Genomic DNA, 21775 nt, shown 5'->3' with positions numbered 1-21775 from the left:
CGCCTCAGTCTAGGTCGGATCTACGACAGGCCTCGAACCCGCAGCACGCGGCATCCGCGGCGACCGCCCGGCCAGCGTGAACGCGATCACCGCTACCCAGATAAGCCCGAACCCGACCCACTGCACAGCGTCGAGTCGCTCCCCCACCACGATCAGTCCCCACGCCATCTGCAGGACCGGGACGATGTACTGCAGCATCCCCACCATCGCCAGCGGGATGCGTTGCGCGGCGCGTGCGAACAGCAGCAGCGGCACCACCGTCACCAGGCCGGCGGCGGCCAGCAGGACCGAGTGCCCCGCGCCGTGGCCGGTGAACGTGCCCACGCCGGTCACGCCCAGCCACACCAGCAGCGCGAGCGCGAACGGGGCGATCACCAGGACCTCACCCGTCATCCCGATCACCGGGTCCACGCGCAGCCCCTTCTTGAGCGCGCCGTACAGCCCGAAACTCAGCGCGAGGATCACGGACAGGTACGGGAAGTGTCCGTATCCGGCGGTGAGAACCCCCACGGCGACGACGGCGAGGCCCACCGCCCACCACTGCGCGCGGGTGAGGCGTTCGCGGAACAGGACGACGCCCAGCAGCACGCTGACGAGCGGGTTGATGGTGTACCCCAGCGCCGCCTCGGTGACCCGCTCGGAGTTGACCGTGTAGACGTACACGCCCCAGTTGACGGTGATGAACACCGCGGCGCCGCTGATCCGGGTCCAGGCGGCGCGGTCGAGCGCCCACAGTTCACGCCATCGGCGCAGGGCGGTGAGCACCAGTGCCATCACCACGAGGGACCAGACGATGCGGTGGCCGACGATCTCCACCGCCCCGGCGGGCTCGAGGAGCGGGAAGAAGGCGGGGAAGAATCCCCACAGGGTGTAGGCCAGGACTCCGGCGAGCATCCCGCCCGCCATCGCTGAGTCCGCTCCGACCGCCCGTCTGCCGTTCACCGGCGCAACCCTAGCCCCGGACCCAGCCCCGGGCCCTCGGGCGGGGGTGCGGCCAGAGGTGGCCCCAGCTCATGCGCCCGGCAGGTTCAGCCGGCCGGAACGGGGGCCGTGTCGGGCAGCGGCGATGCCACCTCAGTCTGCTGTGGCAGCAGTGGGCGGATGGCGAAGCGACCCCACACCGCGTCCGGCGGCAACGCCTCGACCGCGCGGACCCGCGGGTGCTCGGCCACCACGCGCAGCTGCTCACTGGTACCGCGGGCGAGGAGCCCGATGATCGCGGGGTCGCTGGCGCGGATGCGGGAGACAGTGAGCGAGGCCACGGCGGCGGCTCGGCCCTCGCCGGCCACGTTCTCGCCAGCCCGGTCGGTGGGTGCCGTGCCCGCCCCGAGTACGGCACTCACCTGCCGCAGCCCCCGGTCAAATACCTCCCCGCGCCCGCTGTCCCCCGCGATCGGCTCGGGCAGGGTGGCGCCGGTGACGGGCATCGCGACACCGTCCACCGGCACCTGCACGAACATCCGCGAGACCCGCGGCAGGTCGCGAACCACGTCCGCCGCCTCGGCAACCGACCACGGATCCGTCAAGGACACGAGCGCCCAGCGTGCTGTGTCCCGGTCGCCGTCTGCGGTGGCCAGGGTGTCGGACACACGCGCGGCATAGTCGTCGACGGGCTCATCATGCTCGGGCCCCACGGCGTCACTCATCACGCCCGGGCTACGCGGCGGATCAGTACGCAGGGCAGTGAGGATCGCCACCAACGCCAGCACGATCACCACGCCCACACCGGCTACCTTGAGCACCCGCAGCGGCAGGGGTGCCCGAGCCGGCGAACTCATGCCGAGCGCAGGACGTCGATCGCGCTCTGGAGATCGTCGGGGTAGGTACTGGTGAAGTCGACGCGCGACCCCGTGCCCGGATGCTCGAACCCGAGCCCCACGGCGTGCAACCACTGACGCTCCAGCCCCAGCCGCTTGGCCAGCACCGGATCGGCGCCGTAGGTGAGATCGCCCGCGCACGGGTGGTGCAGTGCCGAGAAGTGCACGCGGATCTGATGGGTCCGCCCGGTCTCGAGTTTCACCTCCACCAACGTCGCGGCCTGGTGCGCCTCGAGCGTGTCGTAGTGGGTGATGGAGTGCTTGCCGTCGGAGGTCACGGCGAACCGCCAGTCCGACGATGTGTGCCTGCCGATCGGGGCATCGATGGTCCCTGCCAGCGGATCGGGATGGCCCTGCACCAGCGCGTGGTAGGTCTTGTCGACCGTCCTGTCACGGAAGGCCCGCTTGAGCAGCGTGTACGCCCGCTCGGAGGCCGCCACCACCATCAGCCCTGAGGTGCCCACGTCCAGACGGTGGACGATCCCCTTGCGCTCGGGCGGGCCGGAGGTGGAGATGCGGTACCCGGCCGCCGCGAGACCGCCGATGACCGTGGGGCCGGTCCAGCCCACGGAGGCGTGGGCGGCCACGCCGACGGGCTTGTCGACGACGACGATGTCCGCATCCGAATACAGCACCGCCATCCCCTCGACGGGCTCGGCCACCACCGCCGGCTCGGCCCGCGGCGCCGGCATCTCGACCTCGATCCAGCTCATCCCCGTGAGTCTGTCGGACTTACCCACGGCGCGGCCGTCGAGCAGAACCTTGCCCTCGACCGCCAGATCGGCGACCGCGGTCCGGGACAGCCCCAGCAGCCGGGAGACTCCGGCGTCGACGCGCATGCCGTCGAGGCCGTCGGGGACGGGGAACGTCCGTACCTCACCCATCGGTGGGATCCTCCTCGTCGGCGTCCACAGGGCCCGTGGAGTTCGCGAGCGCGACCGGTGCACCGTCATAGTCGATGCTCCGCAGCACCGCCACGGCCACCACGATCACCCCGGCGACCAGAGACGAGTCCGCCACGTTGAATACCGGCCACCAGCCGATCGACATGAAGTCCACCACGTGGCCCTCCAGGATCCCCGGCGACCGGAAGTAGCGGTCAATCAGATTGCCGGCGGCGCCGCCCAGGATCAAGCCGAGTCCGCAGGCCCACCACGTTGAATGCACCCGACGCGAGAACCAGAGCAGTCCCAGGACCACGACGGTCGCCACGACACTCAGCACCACGGTCAGCTCTGTCGCCATAGAGAACGCAGCGCCCGGGTTGCGCAATAACACCAGACGAACCGTGTCCCCCACGAGGCGGATCGGCGCTGCATTCTCGAGCTTCGCCACCGCCAGGACCTTGGTGATCTGATCGAGGATCACGATCCCCGCACCCAGACCCAGCATGAGTACCGGCCCGGCCCGGAAGTACCCGGGCGTCTGCGTCGGCGCATCGGACCGCGGCTCGTTGGTCTCAGTCATGGGCTCCAGTATCGCTGATGAGCTCGCGGACGCCGTGGCCCCGGGGTGGCGACCCTCTAGGCTCGTGCCCGTGGACCCGCGATCGCTCCCTGCCCCCGGCCTCTTCCGACCCGTTCACCGCGGCCGCCGTCTGGTGGCCGCCGCGCTGGCCGCCGCTCTCCTGGTGGGCGCGGCGGCGTGCGCTGAATCCGATGAGGCCGCCGACCGGGCGCCCAGCAGCTCCGCGGACACCCAGGGCCTCGAACCCGCAGTAAAGGTCGACCCGGGGCCGGCACCCGACGTTTCCCTGATCGATGCCGGTGGAGGCGAGCGCCGCGTCCTCGAATACGCACCCTCTCGCGAACCTGCGGTGGTCGACGTCACCCGCTCGGGGAACTCCAGCACCTCCGTGCCGGGAACGGAGCCGCGGACCGACACCACTCCCGCGCAGACCCTCACCCTCAAGGGGGAGTCCGAACCCGACGTCGACGGGGCGCAGCGCGCCACGGTCGTGGCCGAGGAGTTCACCTCCGTGGACGAACTGCGCAACGCCCAGTTCGCCACCGCGCCCGGCTTCACCGTCACCTGGAACCGCAGCTCGAACGGCATCGTGCGCGAACTCTCGCTCGAAGCACCCACCGGCGCCACCGACGCCGCCCGGGCCGGGGTGGAGATCACCGCCAACGCCGTCTCGGAGGCCACCGTCGCCTGGCCCACCGAGGCGATCGGCGTGGGCGCCCGCTGGACCGTCACCCGGCAGGTCGACGACGCAGTGGCACCGACCCGCGTGGTCACCTACGAACTCACAGCCCTCGACGGCGACGTGGCCACCGTCCGGGTGGAGTACGACGCCCCCGACACCGCCGACACCCTCACCGCCCCCGCACCCGACGGCGGTCCCGGCGTGACGCTGGACGTAGAGACCTACGCCGTCAGCGGCTCCGGCGAACTCACCATCGACCTGCGCGCAGCACTGCCCGTGGACGGAAAAACCGAGTCCTCGACGCGGGCCGTCTACACCGACCCCGAGTCGGGTCGGAAGACGTCCTACGACGAGGACTCGGTTTTGCAGTTCCGCAGCGTCGACTGATCAGTTGGCATCAGTCGGCCGCGGTGGGCTGGTCAGATCGCGAGAGGCCTGTCAGGCCGCTGCGCAGGTCGCCGGCGGCTCGAGGCCGGCGTTGGTGATCAGCGCGCAGGCGAACGCCTTCTGCAGCTGCCACTGGCCGCCCTGGTTGATGAACTGGGCCTGGACGTTGATGTCCTCTTGGCCGGGCTGCGCGATCACGGCGTTGGCGATCAACGTGCCGGGGATATCGCCCTCGGCCACACCGGTGATGGTCACGCTCGCGCCCTGCTCGGACTTGAGCGCGGCGATCTGGTCAAAGATCTCCGGGGCCTCGGCGCCGCCCTCGACCAGGTCGACCTTCTCCTCCACGGGCACTGCGGGGTCGGACGCGCGGTCGAGCAGCTGGGTCAGCTCCTCGGCGGTGGGCACGGCGGCGACTTCCTGCGCGGACGTGGTGGGGGCCGGTGCCGTCTCCCGGGTGTTGTCCTCGCCCCCGCAGGCGGCCAGGCCACCCAGCGCGAAGGCGGACAGGGAGACTGCGGCGATGGTCCGTCGAAGACTCACGCGTGGTCCTTTCGTCGTATGTGCGATTCCGAGCAAGAGCGTGCGGGCCCGGTGCGGTTCGCTGACCGCGTCACCGGCCCAACGAACACGGAATCGTCATTGTTCCATCGACAGCGGCCGGGATGGTTGACGACGGGCCGTCCGCCCACCACTGTGGACCGGGTGAACAGCGCCGAGACCAGCACAGACACCCCCCACGTAGTGATCTGCACCACCGGAGGCACGATCACGGCCTCGACGGGCCCCGACGGGACGGTCGTGGCCGGTGACTCCGACCCCGCGACGCAAGCAATGCTCGACGGTCTTCGGGCCGTGCTGCCGGAGCAGGTTCAGGTGAGCGCGCGCGCCGTCCTGGACGGCGACTCGTACAGCTTCGGGCCCAAAGAATGGGACCGTCTCGTCGAGGCGGTAACCGATGTCCTGGCCGACCCCGGGGTCTGCGGGGTGGTGATCACCCACGGGACGGATTCCCTCGAGGAGACCGCCATGGCGATCGACCTCCACCACGCCGACCCACGGCCCGTCGCACTGACCGGAGCACAGCTCCCAGCCGATCATCCGCAAGCAGACGGCCCCGCCAACCTGCTCGACGCGGTGCTGCTCGCCGCCGACCCCGTCTCCCGCGACCTCGGCGTGCTGGTGGTCCTGGGACGTGCGATCCTCCAGGCCCGCGGCGTCCGGAAATGGCACACCACCGACCCCGTCGCGTTTGCCCGGAACTCGCCCGAGCATCCCGTCGAGGATCTCCCACCCGAGCTCGATCGGCCCACGCTGGCCGGTCGCGCCCGCTTCACCGACACCCGCGTGGACGTGGTGGCGTGCCCGCCGGGCTCCGACGCCGCCGCGCTGCGCGCCTGCGTCGATGCCGGGGCCCGCGGGCTGGTCCTCGAGGGGACGGGCTCCGGCAACCTTCCTCCACTCGTCGCGGAGGCCGTCGCTGAGTTGGCCGAAGATCGCCCCGAGATAGTGGTGGTGGCCAGCACGCGAGTCCCCCGAGGGGAGGCCTCAGCGACCTACGGGGGCCAGGGAGGCGGGGCCGAACTCGAAGCCCGCGGCGTGCTGAGCAGCGGCTACCTCCGCTCGGGACAGGCTCGCGTCCTCCTGGCCGCGCTACTCTCCGTGGCCGGAGCCTCTGACTCCGGCGCCACTGACTCCGGGGCCGCAGAGGTCCGACGCCGGTGGGGCCGGTACCACCTCTACAGCTGATGAGCCGTGACCTCGGGGCTTGCGCGGCGGGTGGTCACCAGCCAAGTGAGTCGAGGGGATCGGCCGGTTCGAGGGCGGGGTCGTCGTCGGCGAAGGTGCGCATACGGCCCGGCCCGGTGGCCGCCGTCTCGAAACGCACCGAGACGCGGCCGTGCCCCGAGCCCTGGACCCAGCCGTGACCGAAATCCGGATGCCGCACATCCGCCCCGGTCCGGAACCGTTCCTGCTCACCGGTCCGCCACGCGCCGATCGCCGGGGGCGCGTCGACAGCCGACCCGTCCGCGGCACGGTCGTCGGGATCTGCTGAGCCGGAATCCTCCGTGGTGACGGTGGTGCCTACTCCCACGATGTCGGGCAGGTCCTCGCCGTCGTCATCGGATGTCCGTGGGCCGGGTGCGAACTCCTGCTCGAACAACGCGTCCTGGTAAAACTCTGTCAGACCCGACACGCCCACGCCGAGCAGGCGGATCGCGCCGAAGTCGACCGGGTCCGGCGCCAGTGAGCGGGCCACCGAGATGATCGTCTCGAGAGAGGTTGTGCCCTCCGGCAACGTGTACGAGCGGGTGATGGAGGTGAAATCGGACCGCCGGACCTTGACCGTCACCGTGCGCGCAGCGCGGCCGTCGACGAGCAGGCGGCGGTGCGCCCCCTCTGCCGACCGCCGGACCGCCGCCGCGACCTGACCCGCGGTAGTGAGATCGGCAGCGAAAGTGCTCTCCGCACTGATCTGCTTGGCCTCGGCCCGCTCGTGGACGGGCCGGTCGTCGTAGCCGCGCGCGATCCGGGCGATCGCCGGGCCCACGGTCTTGCCGAGGGCGTGAGTCACGTCGTCGTGGTCCATTGCCGCCAAGTCGCCTATTGTGGCGATCCCGAACTGGGCGAGCCGCTCCCCCGCCACCGGACCCACCCCCCACAGGCTGCGCACCGGCAACGGGTCCAGGATCCGGGCGTGATCACGGCGCGAGACCACCGCGACCCCATCCGGCTTGGCCAGCTCCGAGGCGATCTTGGCGTATTGCTTGCCGGCGCCCGCCCCCACCGACGCCGGCAGCCCGGTGGCCTCGCGGATCGCCGCCCGCAGGGCCTGCGCCCACGCGCGGGTCCGCTCCGAATCGGCGCCGCGCAGCTCAGGGGGCTCGAGGAACGCCTCGTCTACCGACACCTGCTCCACCACCGGGGCGTTCTCGGCGAACACCTCGAACACCCGGCGGCTCAACGCGCGGTACACCGCCATCCGCGGTGGCAGGAATACCGCCGACGGACCGATCAGCCTGCGCGCCTGGTGCGACGGCATGGCCGAACGAGCCCCGAACGCACGCGCCTCGTACGAACAGCCCGCCACCACGCCACGGCCGCCGACCCCGCCCACAAGCACCGGCCGGCCCCGCAGGGTCGGGCGGGTCAGCTGCTCACAGGACGCGAAGAAGGCGTCCATGTCCACGTGCAGGACCCACCGATCCTGCCCGCCGGTCACGGCGGCCCTACCCCGTCAATTCCGAGCCAGCGTCATCCGGACGCCCTCAGCCAGGTCCACGGGATCCCCGTCCGCTGGGTCGAGCGCGTCCACCACCGCGAAATCGGTGGCCAGGACCTCGCCGGCGATCAGCTGCGCGTGGCGGTCGGCCCACTCACGTCGAGCTGCGGGCACCTCCATACGCACGCGGATGCGGTCGGAGATGTCGAAGCCGGCCGCACGTCGGGCCTCCTGGATCTCGCGGACCCGGTCCTTGGCCCAGCCCTCGGCCTCCAGCTCCTCGGTGACCGTCAGATCCAGGACCACCAGTCCGGCGCCACCCGGCAAAGCTGCCGTGGACTCCGGATCCGCGGCGACCAATCGGTGCTCGAACTCGCCGTCCTCGAGGCGGATGCCACCGGCGGTGACCACGCCGTCCTCGTCGGTCCAGTCCCCGGACTTGGACGCCTTGATGCAGACCTGCACCTGCTTGCCCAGGCGAGGGCCGGCGGCGCGGGCGTTGACGGCCAACTCCATCCGGCCGTGGGCAGCCACATCGCTGGTCAGGTGCACCTCGCGCACGTTGACCTCGTCGGCGATGAGCCCGACGAACGGGCGCAGGCGCTCGGCGTCCGGCATCGCGACGGTCAGCGAATTCAGCGGAAGGCGCACGCGCAGCTGCTTTGCCTTGCGGACCGAGGACACGGTCGAACACACCGCGCGCACGGCCTCCATGGTTTCCACCAACTCGTCGTCGCCGGGAAGCTCGTCGGCCGCCGGCCAGTCCGTGAGATGCACCGACTCCTCACCGGTGAGCCCGGTCCACACGACCTCGCTCATCAGCGGCAGCAGCGGGGCCGCCAACCGCATGGTGGTCTCGAGCAGCGTGTAGAGGGTGTCAAAGGCGTCGCGGGAGTCCTGCCCCGAGGACTCGCCGGCCCAGAAACGCGAGCGCGAACGGCGGACGTACCAGTTGGTCAGGGCGTCGGCGAACAGGCGGAGTTCGTCGCACGCCGCCGCGATATCGGTCACATCGAGCGCCTGGGTCATGGCGTCGCGGGTCGAGGACAGCCGGGACAGGATGTAGCGGTCCAACACGTGCGGTGAATCGGTGCGCCAGGTGGCCCGCTCGGCGGCGTACAGCTGGAAGAAGCTGTACGAGTTCCACAGCGGAAGCATGGCCTGGCGAACGCCCTCGCGGATGCCCTGCTCGGTCACCACCAAGTTGCCGCCCCGCAGGATCGGGGAGCTCATGAGGAACCACCGCATGGCGTCCGAGCCGTCGCGGGAGAACACCTCCATGACGTCCGGATAGTTGCCCTTGGACTTGCTCATCTTGAGCCCGTCGCTGCCCAGGACGATGCCGTGGGCCGCGACGTGCGTGAACGCCGGGCGGTCGAACAGGGCCGTGGCCAATACATGCAGGGTGTAGAACCAGCCGCGGGTCTGACCGTTGTACTCCACGATGAAGTCGCCCGGGAAGTGGGAGTCGAACCACTCCTTGTTCTCGAACGGGTAGTGCACCTGGGCGAACGGCATCGAGCCGGATTCGAACCAGCAGTCGAACACGTCCGCCACGCGGCGCATGGTGGACCTGCCGGTCGGGTCGTCCGGGTTGGGTCGGGTGAGCTCGTCGATGTACGGGCGGTGCAGGTCTGTGGGGCGGACACCGAAGTCGGCCTCGAGCTCGTCGAGCGACCCGTACACGTCGACGCGTGGGTAGGCCGGGTCGTCGGATTCCCACACCGGGATCGGGGCACCCCAGTATCGGTTGCGGTTGATGTTCCAGTCGCGGGCACCCTCGAGCCACTTGCCGAACTGGCCGTCCCGCACGTGCTCCGGCATCCATGTGATGTGCTCACGGTTGAGCTCCACCATGCGATCCCGGAATGCGGTGACCTTGACGAACCACGCGGGCAGCGCCATGTAGATGAGCGGCTGCCCGGAGCGCCAGGAGTGCGGGTAGGAGTGCTCGATGGTCTCGTGCCGCACCAGCTTGCCCGCGGCCCTGAGGTCCCGGGAGATGGGCGCGTTCGCATCAAAGACCAACTGGCCCGCGTACGGCGGCACCTCGGCAGTGAACTTGCCGTCGGGACCCACAGGGATGACCAGCTCGATGCCGGCGGCGTCGCAGGCGTCCTTGTCCTCCTCGCCGAAGGCGGGCGCCAGGTGAACGACACCGGTACCGGACTCGGTCGTCACGTAGTCGGCGGAGAGCACCACGTGCGCGTTGGCGTGGCCGGCGAAGAAGTCGAAGGGCGGGATGTACGGGGTGCCCACGAGCTCGGAGCCCTTGACGGTGGCCACGACTTCGGCATCCTCGCCGAACTCGGCGGAGTACACGTCACGGCGGGCCTCGGCCAGCACGAACGTCCGTCCGGCCAGATCACCGGTGTTCACCCGCACCACCGCGTAGTCGGTGTCGGGGTGCACGGCGGCCGCGAGGTTCGACGGCAAGGTCCACGGAGTGGTGGTCCAGACCAGGGCCTCGGCGCCGTGGAACGGGCTGTCCTGCGACGCCTCCAGCGGAAGTGCCACGGTGACGGCCGGATCCTGCCGCATCTTGTAGGCGTCGTCGAGTCGCGTCTCCTGGTTGGACAGCGGCGTCTGCTCGTACCAGGAGTAGGGCAGCACGCGGAATCCCTTGTAGACCAGGCCCTTGTCGTACAGCTGTTTGAAGGCCCACAGGACGGATTCGGTGAAGTCGATGTCCAGGGTCTTGTAGTCGTTCTCGAAGTCCACCCAGCGGGCCTGGCGGTGGACGTACTCCTCCCAGTCGTCGGTGTACTGGAGGACCGAGGTCCTGCAGGCCTCGTTGAACTCGGCCAGCCCCATCTCGAGGATCTGCGACTTCTCGGTGATCCCCAGCTGCTTCTCCGCCTCTAACTCGGCGGGAAGGCCGTGGCAATCCCAGCCGAAGCGGCGGTCCACCTTGTAGCCGCGCATGGTCCGGTAGCGCGGGATCACGTCCTTGACGTATCCGGTGAGCAGGTGACCGTAGTGGGGCAGGCCGTTGGCGAACGGGGGGCCGTCGTAGAAGACGTACTCCTCGGCATCAGCACGGTTGCGGATGGATTCGCGGAAGGTGTCGCGCTCGTCCCACCGTTTCAGGACGGTCTCCTCGAGTGCGGGGAACGACGGCGTCTGCGCCGTGGTCCCTCCGGTCAGGTCGAGGATCGGGTACGCGCTGCCGGTGGCGGCGGGCACATGGTTGGCCGGGTCTGTGCTCATGTGGGGCGGACTCCTCGCGTACGGGGCCCTCACGAGTCGCGTCCGTGGGGCCGTCTGGCCTGCGCTCGGGGACGATCCGGATCGCGTCTGGCGCGCTCCGTCCGCGGTACCACCCCGTTTGGCGACGACATGCGACGCCCACTCGTGGGTCGGGCTGTGACGGGCTCCCCCGTTCGGTTCTACTGAGCCGTCCCACGCGGGGCCGACCGTTCTTCCGAGCGCTCCCCGGTGATGGCCGGTTCAGTGCGCATCCGGCTCATGGCCGGACATGAGGTCGATATTACCCCTCGGCCCGAGTCTCCGCCTCTTCAGGCGTTCTGCCGGCATCGCGGCCGCGCCCGCCGCGACCTCGGACAAGGTCGACGACCAGCAGTAGCAGTCCCACCGCACCCACCAGGATGCAGGCCCAGGCCCAGCCGATCTGCCCTGTCGCAACGGCGGCCACCAGAAAGGCGAAACCGAGAACGGTCAGTCCGAGTGCTGCGATGAGCATTCGTGCCTCCTGCCCCTGTGGCGTCGCGGGGTCACATGGCTCACGGCGGCCCCTACTTTGTCATCGAATATACGTCGATCCCCGCACCTGGGTAGGGGCGGGGACCGACGCGTCGCTCTACGAGGATCACTCGGCGCGGTGGCCGCCGTCCTTGTTAGAGCCCTGGACGGACGAACCAGTGCTGCTGTCCGAGGGGGACGCGGAGGACGCGGTGGCCGCGGAGGACGATGTGGGCGAGGCGGGAGCCGCCGAGCCGGACTTGCCGAGCTCGCTGAGCTGGTTCTCCAGGTAGCTGGTGAGCCGGCTGCGGTAGTCCTTCTCGAACGTGCGTAGCTGGTCGATCCGGCCCTCGAGAACACCACGCTGCTGGTTGATGGTGGCCATGATCTCGGTGTGCTTGCGCTCGGCGTCGGCCTGCAGCGCGTCGGCCTTGGACTGCGCCTCCTTGACCTGCTGCTCGGAGCGGGTCTGCGCGTCCTTCACGATGCCGTCCGACTTGGCCTTGGCGTCGCCGAGGATCTTATCGGCTTCCTTGCGGGCGTCTCCGACCATCTTGTCGGACTGCGACTTGGCGTCGCCGACCAGACGGTCGGACTCGCCGCGCGCCTTGGTCATGAGCCCGTCGGACTCCTTCTTGGCCTCACCCGTGAGCCGGTCGGCCATCTCCTGCGCCATGGCCAGCACGCGGGCGGCGCGAAGGTGGGTATCGGAGTTCGCGGCGCCACTGTCCTCGCTCTTGGCCAACGACGGCGTTGCAGCAGCGGCGGGCGCCGGAGTGGTGGGCGCGGCTGCCGCGGCCGGCGCAGCCGCCGCAGCGGGGGCTGAAGTCTGATCGCCGGCGACCGAGGCGCTCGCAGCGTCAGCCTTGGAGGCCTTCTCCTTGCGAGCCTTCTCGAGGTCCTTGCTCAGTTCGTCCACCCGGTGGCGGAGCTCCTCATTGTCCGAGACGAGCTGGGACAGCTCGGTCTCGACCAGGTCAAGGAACGTGTCGACCTCGTCCTCGTTATAGCCCCGCTTGCCGATCGGCGGCTTGGAGAAAGCGACGTTGTGCACATCGGCTGGAGTCAACGGCATGGATACCCCTCGTGGTCGTCTCGGGTGCCGGCCCGGCGAATTCGCACCGGACCCACGACTTAATTACTACCTTAACGCGTGCCAATCTAGTCACATTCGGCCCGCGCGTCACCTACTGGTCGCGACTGACTACCGCAATGTTCCAATCATTATGCCCAAAACCATTCGGAGAACCATCAGGATCAGGAACAACACCAGCACCGAGAGATCCAGGGAAACCTGGCCGAGCCGTACCGGCTTGATCACCCTGCGCAGGGCCTTGACCGGCGGGTCGGTGATGGTGAACAGCACTTCCGCCACCACGGCGAAGAAGCCCTTCGGGCTCCAGCCGCGGGAAAACGAGGCGATCATCTCCACCACGATCCGGGCCAGGAGCATGTACCAGAAGACCTGGATGATGACGTCGAGAACCTTCAGGGTTTCAAGCACGGCCCAACCCTACTGGCACTCGGTGACACCGCGCCGAGGGCACCCCGTCGATACCTGCCACTGCTTCGGTGAGCTGTATCAACGCCGGAAGGCGCCATTGACCGCGTCGCGGATCTCGGCCTCGGTGAGGTCCATGCCGGCAGGCTGGAGCAGGAAGGTGCGCTCACGATCGGCCACCTTCTCCATCCGCCCGTCGAGCCCAAAGACGAGTCCGGCGGCGAAGTCGACCATGCGGCGGGCGTCTCCACCGGCCATGGTGGACAGGTCCAGAACGACGGCGCGGCCGGCGCGAAAGTGTTCGCCGAGGCTTTTGCCGTCGCCGAAACCGCGGGGACGCTCGACCACTGTCTCGGGCACGGTCACGAGGCCGTCTTCCACGAACTCCTCCTCGGGCGCGAGCGCCACGGCACCTCTGGTGGCGGGGACACCGCGCAGCGAGGCGCGAGCTCCGGCCTCTGCGGCATGGTAGCGGCGCGTACGGGGCGCCGGCTCATCGAGGCCGCCACGTGAGCGCATGGCGATCCGCTCGTCGACCGCGTCGAGGTCGGACACGCGGGCCCGCGGCGCGGGCTCCTCGGCGTAGCGGTCTTCGGTATAGCGGTCCTCGGCGTAGCCGTAGTCGTCCCGACGATCGCGCGCGACGGGCCCCAGGCCATCCTCGTCGTGCAGCCCGCGGGGGGCGCGGACGTCGTGGTGGACCGGGCGGTCATAGTCGTCCAGGTACTCGTCCTCGTACGCCGCGACGGGCGCCATTCCGAAGTACTCCTTGAACCGGGCGATTGCACTCATCTTCCGGGACCTTCCTGATAACGGGGCGTCGCGGGCTTCTCTTCGCGGGATCCGTCCCACGAGGCTGGAACTCAAACTACTGGTCGGGGGCCGAGTATCGCCGTTCCGACACGCACGCATGTCGAACCCGCCGCGATCGCCTCTTCGATATCCCCGGACATGCCGGCGGAGAAGTCCACCGCATCCGGGTGTGACCGGAGCAGTTCGGCGTGGACACGCGCGGCGTCGGCGAAGTGCGCAGCGGCTTCACCCTCCAGGGGCGGCACCACCATGAGCCCCGCCAGGCGGAGGTGGTCCAGTCCGGCCACGTGGTCGGCGAGGGGCCCGAGATCGTCACGGGTGACGCCGCCACGGGAGGTGTCTCCGTCGAGGCTCAACTGCAGCAGCACCGACAGCGCGGCCACACCCTCGCGCTCGTCCGCGGCGCGGGCGCGCCCCTTCTGCAGCCCGTTGGCAACCTTGACGGAGTCCACCGAGTGCACACGATCTGCCCAGCCAGCCACGGCGGCAGCCTTGTTGGACTGGATGTGGCCGACCATGTTCCAGCGCACCGCCGCGGCCAGTTCAGCGTCGGCGGTCGCGAGCTCGTCGACCTTGGCGGCGGCCTCCTGGACGCGGTTCTCGCCCACGTCGCGCACCCCGAGGCGGGCCAGGTGGAGCACGTCGGTGACCGGGTGGAATTTTGTCACGACGACGAGGTCGACCGGGTCCGTCCGGCCGGCCGCGGCCCGGGCCGCATCCACGCGTTCCCTGGTCGCGGCGAGACGCGTCGCCAGTTCGTCCGATCGGGTGTCCGTCATGTCCGTCCTCCGTCCTGCGTCTGCCTCCAGATGACCGAGGCCTGTCGTCCGGTCCGCCCCTGACGCCGATACGAGAACAGACTCTCCTCGGCGATGGTGCACCGCGGATCCGAGTCGACACGGGTGACGCCGAGCCCGGCCAGTTGGCGCGTGATGCCCTTGCGCAGATCCACTCCGGCGGTGCCCGCGACGGTCCGGGCGCGACTGCCTGGAAGTGCGGCCTCGACCTCGTCTGCCAGGTGATCGGGCAGTTCGTAATGTTCCCCCGCCGCGGCGGGTCCGAGCAGGACGGTGATCCTCGCCGGGTCTGCACCGAGAGAGGTCATGGCCCCGATCAGAGACGGCACGATCCCGCCGACAGCCCCCACTCGTCCCGCGTGCACGGCACCGATCACGCCGGCCTGCTCGTCGGCGGCCAGCACCGGGACACAGTCCGCGGTGAGAACCGCCAGCGCCAGACCCGGCCGGTCGGTGACGAGCCCGTCGGTGGCGGGCACCGCGCCGCCGGTCGGGCGTGTGACGCGGGCGATGCGGGTGCCGTGGACCTGGTCCATCCACACCACGTCCGAGGCGGGCAGCCCTATCCGGCGGGCGAGGCGGGTCCGGTTTGCCGCCACCGCGGCGGGGGCGTCCCCGACGTGATCGCCAAGGTTGAACGAGTCGAAGTCACCGGAAGACGCTCCGCCGCGGCGGTCGGTGACCACCCGGCGGACGCGCCCCGGGGCATGAGGCGACATCTCAGGAGTCAGTGCCGCATAAAGGGCGGGACGTCGATGTCGTCGTCGTCATCACGACGGCGCGACGAGGACGCGGTCGTGGACGAGCCGGAGGACGCCGGATACGCCGACTCCTCGCGGCGCCCGCTGCCGAGGGGGGTCGATCCGAGCTCGGAGGCGCCGCCGGTGTCTCCGGAGGCGCCGGGCACGGACTCGTCGTCGCCGAGGTGGTGGCGTCCACGGCGCGGCTGCGCGGAACCAGCCGTGACCGGACGCGAACCGCCGTCGAAACCGGCGGCAATGACGGTCACGCGGACCTCGTCGCCCAGCGAATCGTCCACGACGGTGCCGAAGATGATATTGGCGTCCGGGTGCGCCTCCTCCTGCACGAGCGTGGCGGCCTCGTTGATCTCGAACAGCCCCAGGTCGCTACCACCGGCGATCGACATGAGCACGCCCTTGGCGCCCTCCATCGTCGTCTCGAGCAGCGGCGAGTTGATGGCGGCCTCGGCCGCCTTGTAGGCCCGACCCTCGCCACGCGAGGAGCCGATACCCATCAGAGCGCTCCCGGCACCGGACATGACGCCCTTGACGTCGGCAAAGTCGACGTTGATCACGCCCGGCGTGGTGATGAGGTCGGTGATGCCCTGGACACCGTTGAGCAGGACCTCGTCGGCCGTCTTGAAGGCCTCCATCATCGACACCCCGGCGTCACCCAACTGGAGGAGCCGGTCGTTGGGGATCACGATCAGCGTGTCGCAGGCCTCGCGCAGTTGATCGATGCCCGAGTCGGCCTGACCGCCGCGACGCTTGCCCTCGAACGAGAACGGGCGTGTGACCACGCCGACCGTGAGCGCGCCCAGCTTGCGGGCGATGGCCGCCACCACGGGCGCACCACCGGTACCGGTGCCGCCGCCCTCGCCGGCGGTGACGAACACCATGTCGGCACCCTTGAGGACCTCTTCGATCTCGTCTTTGTGGTCCTCGGCAGCTTTGCGCCCGACCTCCGGGTCAGCGCCGGCGCCGAGTCCGCGCGTGAGTTCGCGGCCCACATCGAGCTTGACGTCGGCGTCGGACATGAGGAGGGCTTGTGCGTCGGTGTTCACCGCGATGAACTCGACACCCTTCAGCCCCTCGTCGATCATCCGGTTGACGGCGTTGACGCCGCCGCCGCCGATCCCGACGACCTTGATGACTGCGAGGTAGTTGTGCGGTGAGCTCATCGAGGCCCGGCCTTCCTATGGGGGTGTCGTGCTCGGTTCAGGTGAGTTTGTCTCGGGCGATAGTTCCAGGAGCCTGAAGTCTCACCCTCTAGTTGAGGGTTAAACTTGCTGGTCAGAGGCCTTTTCCGCCGTCGAAACACACGGTAGGGGCACCGGCCCCGCACGTCCACGAGGCTCGCGGGCGTGTCGTGTCTACCGCGTCCCGAGGGACTGAAAATTCGTTCGTTGGGATTTTACCGGGAGGCCGGAAGGGCGGGGTTCGACACGTTCCAGATCTCGCCGGGCTGCTCGAGCACCATCTGCAGGGCCACCGCCTTCTCGTGGTCTCGTCCGGCGGCCCCCCATTCCACGATCCGTCCATCGGCCAGCGTCAGCACGATGGACGCCGGCGTCTGCACCTCGACCGAGGTGATCTCCTGGCCCGCCGTGCCACGGACCTCGTCGAAGACCGAGGCCAGATCGCGGACGACCCCGGGCAGTTCGGCTCTCGCCGACTCCCCCACCGTCAGCAATGGCGTACCGGGCGGGGGTTCCCCTTCGCCGAAGTCAATGCCCTGGGCGTCGACGAGGTGCAGGGCACCGTCGACCTCCACCATCACGAGCGCAGTCCGCTCGACGAGTTGGATCCGTAAACCCGACGGGTAGTCACGCTTGACCGTCACCTGATCGACCCTCGGGATGCCCGCGACGCGCCGGGCGATCTTGTGGGTGTCCACCTGCAGCAGCGGCGTGCCGGGGATCACCGCGGCACGTTCGGTCACGATCTCCTGCGGGATAGACGTCGTCCCGACCACCTTGACCTCACGGACGGAGAACACGGGCAGAAAGTACAACGCCACGTAGCCGATCAGCAGCACAACCAGGGTCGCGCCGAGGCCCGCGTAGATGCGATTGGTGCGTCGCCGACGCCGCCGCAGCCGGGCACGCACGGTCGGGTCGGAGTGCCGCACACGCTCGTCGGAGCTGCGCACGGTGGCGGCGTCGAGGCGGCGGTCCGGGTCGTCCGTCATGGACTCCGGCTCGTCGTTCGGCCGGTCGACAGGGTCGTCGATCATGGTGTGTATCCCTCACGACCCCGGGCCGGAGGCGGCGGAGGCCGCCTCTCCGTGACGAGGGCCCGCGACGATACGAGCGCCGAGCGTGGTGATGTCACCGGCGCCGAGGGTGAACACCACGTCGCCCGGCCGGATGATGCCGAACACCGCGGCCAGTGCCGCATCGAGGTCGGGAACGTGGTGGGCCGACGAGGTCACGTACCGGGCCACCAGGCCGCCGTCGACGCCGGGCTCGGGCTGCTCGCGCGCCCCGTACACATCGAGCACCACCACCTCGTCCGCGAGGGAGAGCGCCTGCCCGAACTCCTCGGCGAAGATGCGGGTCCGCGAGTACAGGTGGGGCTGGAACACCGCGATCAGGCGGCCACCCTCGGTGGCCACGATCTCGCGGGCAGCGCCCAGCACAGCGGTGACCTCGGTCGGGTGGTGTGCGTAGTCGTCGAACACCCGGACCTCGCCGTCACCGACGGCCGCGGTGCCCTTGGGTTCGAAGCGACGTCCCACTCCCCCGAAGCCGGACAGCCCCGAGAGGAAGCCGGCGACATCGGTGTCGGTGCTGCCTGCGACCTCGCGTGCGGCCAGGAGCGCTGCGAGGGCGTTAAGCGCCATGTGCTCACCCGGGGTACCGATATGCAGTTCACCGCGGTCCGCGCCGTCGAGCGTGAGCCGGGCTCGGGCACCATCGGAGTCAACCGTGATCGCCGACAGTTCCCCCACCACCGGCAGGTCGGTCGCGGGGCCGGTCGAGGTCCGGTAGCCCACCACACGGACCCCGGCGGTCGCGGCGCGGCGTGCGCGCTCGGACGCGCCCTCGTCATCGAGGCACACCACCAGCGCGCCGGTCGAGGGGATGCGGGCGAGGAAGGTGTCAAAGACCTCGTAGTACGCCTCGGCGGTGCCGAAGTGGTCAAGGTGGTCGGGCTCGGCGTTGGTGAGGATCACCACGTCGGGCTCGTAGTGTACGAGCGAACCGTCGGACTCGTCGACCTCGGCCACGAACACCGGGTCGGCGCCGCCACGCGCGTTGGTGCCGAACTGCAGGACCGTGCCGCCCACCGCGAAGGAGGGATCTGACCCGGAAGCCAGCATTCCCGCGATGAGCATCGAGGTGGTGGAGGTCTTCCCGTGGGTTCCGCACACCATGATCGACCGGCCCGCCCGGGCCAGTGAGCCCAGGACCTGCGACCGGGTGACCACGGGAATCCCGGCGGCGCGGGCCGCGACGAGCTCGGGGTTGTCCGTCGGTATCGCGGCCTTGGATACCACCACCGCGTCCGGCGGGGTCGCGGGGTCGCCGAGCGCCTCGGCGTGGTGGCCCACCCGCACGACGGCGCCGCGGGCCTGGAGTGCGCGCAGGTCCACCGAGTCGCGGGCGTCGCTGCCCGAGACGGCCACGCCGTGGTCGAGCAAGATGCGCGCGACACCGGACATCCCGGCGCCGCCGATGCCGATCATATGCACGCGTGTGAGCGCCGAAGGAACGTCGTCGACGGGGGCTTCGCCGACGGGTACGGCGCCGGGTGACGGCGTGGCTGCGGGCGGGGTGCTCTCGGTCAACGAGCGGCCTTTCCGGCGGCGTCGAGCGCGATTCGCGCCACGACCTCCGCCGCATCTCGGGAGCCACCGCTGACGGCGGCCGCGGACATCGTCTGGAGGCGGTCGGCGTCCAGCGCGAGCTGCAGGACCTCCGACCGCAGGTAGTCGGCGTTCAGGTCGGCGTCGTCCACGATCAGCGCAGCACCTCCGGCCACGAGGTCTCGGGCGTTGAGGGCCTGCTCACCGTTGCCGTGCGGCAACGGGACGAAGACCGCGGGCAGTCCGACCGCGGAGACCTCGGCCACGGTGATGGCGCCGGCACGACACAGGATCAGGTCGGCGGCGGCGTAGGCCAGATCCATCCTGTCCAGGTAGGGGACGGTGACATACGGCGCGCCGTCGTTGCCGGGCGCGGGCGCGTCGTCGACGTTCTTCGGCCCCACCGCATGGAGAACGGCCACCCCGGCGCGGGAGAACTCCTCCGCCACTCCCGCCATGGCGGTGTTGAGTGACTGGGCGCCCTGCGAGCCACCCACGACCAGCAACGTAGGGGCGTCGGGGTCCAGATCGAACGCTGCCCGGGCCTGCGGCCGAAGCGAGGCCCGGTCCAGCGTGGCGACAGAGCGTTTGACCGGGTTACCCACCACGCGGGCGTCGAGGCCGGAGTCGGTGACGGCGGCCAGCGTCGCGACGGCGAAGCGGGCTCCGAGCTTGTTGGCGATCCCGGCACGGGAGTTGGCCTCGTGGACGACGATCGGCACTCGGCGACGCGAACGACCGCGGCCGATAGGGACGGCTGCTGCCAGGTAGACGGGTACGCAGGCGTACCCGCCGAAGCCCACCACGACATCGGCCTCGGTTCGGCGCAGCATCTCCCGGGCGCCGCGTACGGCGCGAATCATCCGTCCGGGGAGCCGGAACAGGTCGCCGCCGATGGTGCGGGGCAGCGGGACGGGGTCGACCAGTTCGAGGGGCACGCCGCGACGCGGGACGATCTCGGTCTCGAGTCCGCGGGGGGTGCCGACGGCGGTGACGCGTGCGGTCGGGTCGAGAGCGTTGACCGCCTCCCCCACCGCGAGGGCGGGTTCGATGTGGCCGGCGGTGCCGCCGCCCACCACGAGGACGGAAGGTCCCGAGGCTGTCGGACTACTCATCGGTCCCTTCCCCTGTGAATCGGGCTCGGCTTACCGGCGGCGGGCGCCTGACGAGAGCCGGGCGGCTGACGGGTCGCGTCAGGAGCCGGGCGCCGCGGTTGGGTACGTTCCGCCTCACGTCCACGCACGGGACGCGCGGTGCGGCCGGTCATCGCGGTGGCACCACGGCGCCGGTCACGGGCTGCGTCTGCGGGGATCGGCATGCTCTCGTACGCGGGAGCCCGGGGCGTGCCCCGAGGCGGTCGCGGGACGGGTGCCGGCTGTGCGGTACGTCGCGAACCGTTGTTGCCGCGCGGTGCGGACCCTGCGGGTCGAGGAGGTTGCTGCCGGGTGACGGGCTCGCCGTACCGGCGGGTGCCGGCGCTGGAACGGCCGGGCGTGGACGAGGCTGGCACCGGACGCTCGGGTGTGTAGGGGCGAGGGGCCGGCAACGAGAACCAACGACGACGCCGATGCGACGAACTGAGGATCGCGGAGATCGCCTCGGGCTCGTGCCGGGCACAGTTGGCGAGGATTCCGAGGGAGGCCAGGGTGATAACGGCCGAGGTACCGCCGTTGGAGATCAACGGCAGCTGCAGTCCGGTCACCGGCAGCAGGCCCACCACGTAACCGATGTTGATGAACGCCTGCAGGACGATCGTCGCCGTGATGGTCCCGGCGAGCAGCCGACGGAAGGGGTCGACCGAGCGGGTCGAGATCCGCATGCCCACCCAGCCGAGGGTCAGGTACAGCGAGACCACCACGGCGGCACCGAACCAGCCGAGTTCCTCGCCGATGATCGCAAAGATGAAGTCGTTGGTCGCCTCGGGGAGGTAGAACCACTTGGCGCTGGATTGCCCGAGCCCGACCCCGAAGAGTCCGCCGTCTGCCAGGGAGAGCATGCCTTGATACGACTGGTACGCCGAGCCCTGAGGGTTGGAGAAGTCACCGCGAAAGGTGTCGACGAAGGTGCGGATCCGCTCGAAGCGGTAGGCGAACGCCGCCGCGAGAATGCCAAACACGACGACTCCGAACGCGATCACCCACAGGAAATGCCGCGTGGGGTAACCGGCGAACCAGAGCACGCAGAGGAAGGCGATGGTGACGGCTGTCGCCATACCCAGGTCCGGGGCGACGACGATGAGCGCCGCCACCACGGCGTAGCCGATCACGGCCGGGAAGAGCAGATCGAGCCAATAACCCGTCCGCATCCGCTTGGCGATCACCGACGAGGCCCAGACGATGAAGGCGAGTTTCGCGATCTCCGCGGGCTGTATCGAGAAGAACCCGAGGCTTATCCAGCCGCGTGAGCCGTTCACCTCGGAACCCACGCCGGGCACGAGCACCGCTACCAGCAGCAGGACGGACACCGCGAGCAGCGGAAAAGCGAGCGCGCGCAGTGCTTCGATCCGCATCCGCAGGGCCACCATGAAGCCGGCCCAGCCGATCACCACGAACAGTGCCTGGCGGAGGAAGATATCGAACGGTGTACCCCCACCGGAGATGGCCAGGACGTTGGAGCTGGACAGCACCATTCCCAGCCCGATCACGGTGAGCAGGGCGGTGACGACCATGACCACGTGGTACGAGGTCAGAGGTGCGCGACTGATGGCGGCCAGCGGCCCGGCGATGCGGGCGAGCACGTCCGGTCGGGCCTCGGAGCCGGTATCGGTTCCCGCCCGCGCGCCGGACGCGGGTGCGGGGCGTGCGCCCCTGCCGGCGGTCTCTTTCACTGCCATGT

At 69.9% G+C, this 21775-nt stretch carries 20 protein-coding genes; 2 read left to right on the top strand and 18 right to left on the bottom strand.

Going from position 1 to position 21775, the window contains the following annotated elements:
* Nucleotides 1–9: 9 nt before the first annotated feature.
* The 4 genes from rarD to lspA all read right to left on the bottom strand — a co-directional run bounded on the left by rarD (nt 10) and on the right by lspA (nt 3284).
* Entirely contained in the window at nt 10–906 is an 897-nt protein-coding gene (gene rarD, locus ON04_RS05600) for an EamA family transporter RarD (RefSeq protein WP_010540608.1), read from the bottom strand.
* 122 nt (nt 907–1028) lie between these two features.
* Nucleotides 1029–1778, bottom strand: a complete 750-nt coding sequence (locus ON04_RS05595) for a hypothetical protein (protein ID WP_010540607.1) — start codon at nt 1776–1778, stop codon at nt 1029–1031.
* A complete protein-coding gene (locus tag ON04_RS05590; RefSeq protein ID WP_010540606.1) occupies nt 1775–2701 on the bottom strand; it encodes an RluA family pseudouridine synthase in 927 nt (308 codons plus the stop codon). The genes ON04_RS05595 and ON04_RS05590 overlap by 4 nt, the downstream gene beginning before the upstream one ends.
* Nucleotides 2694–3284 carry a signal peptidase II gene (gene lspA, locus ON04_RS05585; RefSeq protein WP_010540605.1) on the bottom strand — a complete coding sequence of 197 codons (591 nt, stop codon included), beginning with the start codon at nt 3282–3284 and terminating at the stop codon, nt 2694–2696. Before lspA ends, ON04_RS05590 begins: the two co-directional genes overlap by 8 nt.
* Before the next feature lie 70 nt (nt 3285–3354).
* Here lspA and ON04_RS05580 point away from each other — a divergent pair, with 70 nt between their 5' ends.
* Nucleotides 3355–4353 carry a hypothetical protein gene (locus ON04_RS05580; RefSeq protein WP_033444104.1) on the top strand — a complete coding sequence of 333 codons (999 nt, stop codon included), beginning with the start codon at nt 3355–3357 and terminating at the stop codon, nt 4351–4353.
* A 51-nt stretch (nt 4354–4404) separates the two neighbouring features.
* Here the strand turns inward: ON04_RS05580 and ON04_RS05575 are convergent, their stop codons facing one another.
* A complete protein-coding gene (locus ON04_RS05575; RefSeq protein WP_010540603.1) occupies nt 4405–4896 on the bottom strand; it encodes a WKL family lipoprotein in 492 nt (163 codons plus the stop codon).
* A 162-nt stretch (nt 4897–5058) separates the two neighbouring features.
* Here ON04_RS05575 and ON04_RS05570 point away from each other — a divergent pair, with 162 nt between their 5' ends.
* Nucleotides 5059–6102 carry an asparaginase gene (locus ON04_RS05570; RefSeq protein ID WP_010540602.1) on the top strand — a complete coding sequence of 348 codons (1044 nt, stop codon included), beginning with the start codon at nt 5059–5061 and terminating at the stop codon, nt 6100–6102.
* Nucleotides 6103–6136: 34 nt separating this feature from the next.
* Here the strand turns inward: ON04_RS05570 and ON04_RS05565 are convergent, their stop codons facing one another.
* From ON04_RS05565 to ftsW, 13 genes are all read right to left on the bottom strand, one after another.
* Nucleotides 6137–7576 (bottom strand): DNA polymerase IV, encoded by a 1440-nt coding sequence (locus ON04_RS05565; protein ID WP_010540601.1) that lies wholly within the window; start codon nt 7574–7576, stop codon nt 6137–6139.
* A 15-nt stretch (nt 7577–7591) separates the two neighbouring features.
* Nucleotides 7592–10786: an isoleucine--tRNA ligase gene (gene ileS, locus ON04_RS05560; RefSeq protein WP_010540600.1), complete on the bottom strand. Its 3195-nt coding sequence runs from the start codon at nt 10784–10786 to the stop codon at nt 7592–7594.
* Between the two features lie 280 nt (nt 10787–11066).
* Nucleotides 11067–11279 carry a hypothetical protein gene (locus ON04_RS05555; RefSeq protein ID WP_010540599.1) on the bottom strand — a complete coding sequence of 71 codons (213 nt, stop codon included), beginning with the start codon at nt 11277–11279 and terminating at the stop codon, nt 11067–11069.
* A 126-nt stretch (nt 11280–11405) separates the two neighbouring features.
* Entirely contained in the window at nt 11406–12353 is a 948-nt protein-coding gene (gene wag31 / locus ON04_RS05550) for a DivIVA-like cell division protein Wag31 (protein WP_010540598.1), read from the bottom strand.
* Between the two features lie 129 nt (nt 12354–12482).
* Entirely contained in the window at nt 12483–12782 is a 300-nt protein-coding gene (locus ON04_RS05545; RefSeq protein ID WP_010540597.1) for a YggT family protein, read from the bottom strand.
* 78 nt (nt 12783–12860) lie between these two features.
* Complete coding sequence (locus ON04_RS05540; RefSeq protein ID WP_010540596.1) at nt 12861–13571, bottom strand: cell division protein SepF; 711 nt, start codon at nt 13569–13571, stop codon at nt 12861–12863.
* 71 nt (nt 13572–13642) lie between these two features.
* Nucleotides 13643–14371, bottom strand: a complete 729-nt coding sequence (locus ON04_RS05535; protein ID WP_010540595.1) for a YggS family pyridoxal phosphate-dependent enzyme — start codon at nt 14369–14371, stop codon at nt 13643–13645.
* Nucleotides 14368–15108, bottom strand: a complete 741-nt coding sequence (gene pgeF, locus ON04_RS05530) for a peptidoglycan editing factor PgeF (protein ID WP_033444074.1) — start codon at nt 15106–15108, stop codon at nt 14368–14370. The genes ON04_RS05535 and pgeF overlap by 4 nt, the downstream gene beginning before the upstream one ends.
* An 8-nt stretch (nt 15109–15116) precedes the next feature.
* Nucleotides 15117–16310: a cell division protein FtsZ gene (gene ftsZ / locus ON04_RS05525; RefSeq protein WP_010540593.1), complete on the bottom strand. Its 1194-nt coding sequence runs from the start codon at nt 16308–16310 to the stop codon at nt 15117–15119.
* A 233-nt stretch (nt 16311–16543) separates the two neighbouring features.
* On the bottom strand, nt 16544–17365 hold the full coding sequence (locus ON04_RS05520) for a cell division protein FtsQ/DivIB (protein WP_010540592.1): 822 nt from the start codon (nt 17363–17365) through the stop codon (nt 16544–16546).
* A gap of 12 nt (nt 17366–17377) precedes the next feature.
* Nucleotides 17378–18820 (bottom strand): UDP-N-acetylmuramate--L-alanine ligase, encoded by a 1443-nt coding sequence (murC, locus tag ON04_RS05515; RefSeq protein WP_050815264.1) that lies wholly within the window; start codon nt 18818–18820, stop codon nt 17378–17380.
* Between the two features lie 98 nt (nt 18821–18918).
* Nucleotides 18919–20055 carry an undecaprenyldiphospho-muramoylpentapeptide beta-N-acetylglucosaminyltransferase gene (murG, locus tag ON04_RS05510; RefSeq protein WP_010540590.1) on the bottom strand — a complete coding sequence of 379 codons (1137 nt, stop codon included), beginning with the start codon at nt 20053–20055 and terminating at the stop codon, nt 18919–18921.
* The gene (ftsW, locus tag ON04_RS05505; protein WP_010540589.1) at nt 20052–21773 is read right to left on the bottom strand and encodes a putative lipid II flippase FtsW; all 1722 of its coding nucleotides are present in this window, start codon (nt 21771–21773) and stop codon (nt 20052–20054) included. Before ftsW ends, murG begins: the two co-directional genes overlap by 4 nt.
* Nucleotides 21774–21775 lie beyond the last annotated feature (2 nt).

The sequence above is a fragment of the Dietzia alimentaria 72 genome, from assembly GCF_000226215.1.
Classification (GTDB): Bacteria; Actinomycetota; Actinomycetes; order Mycobacteriales; family Mycobacteriaceae; genus Dietzia; species Dietzia alimentaria.
This window is presented reverse-complemented; position numbering and strand designations above follow the sequence as displayed.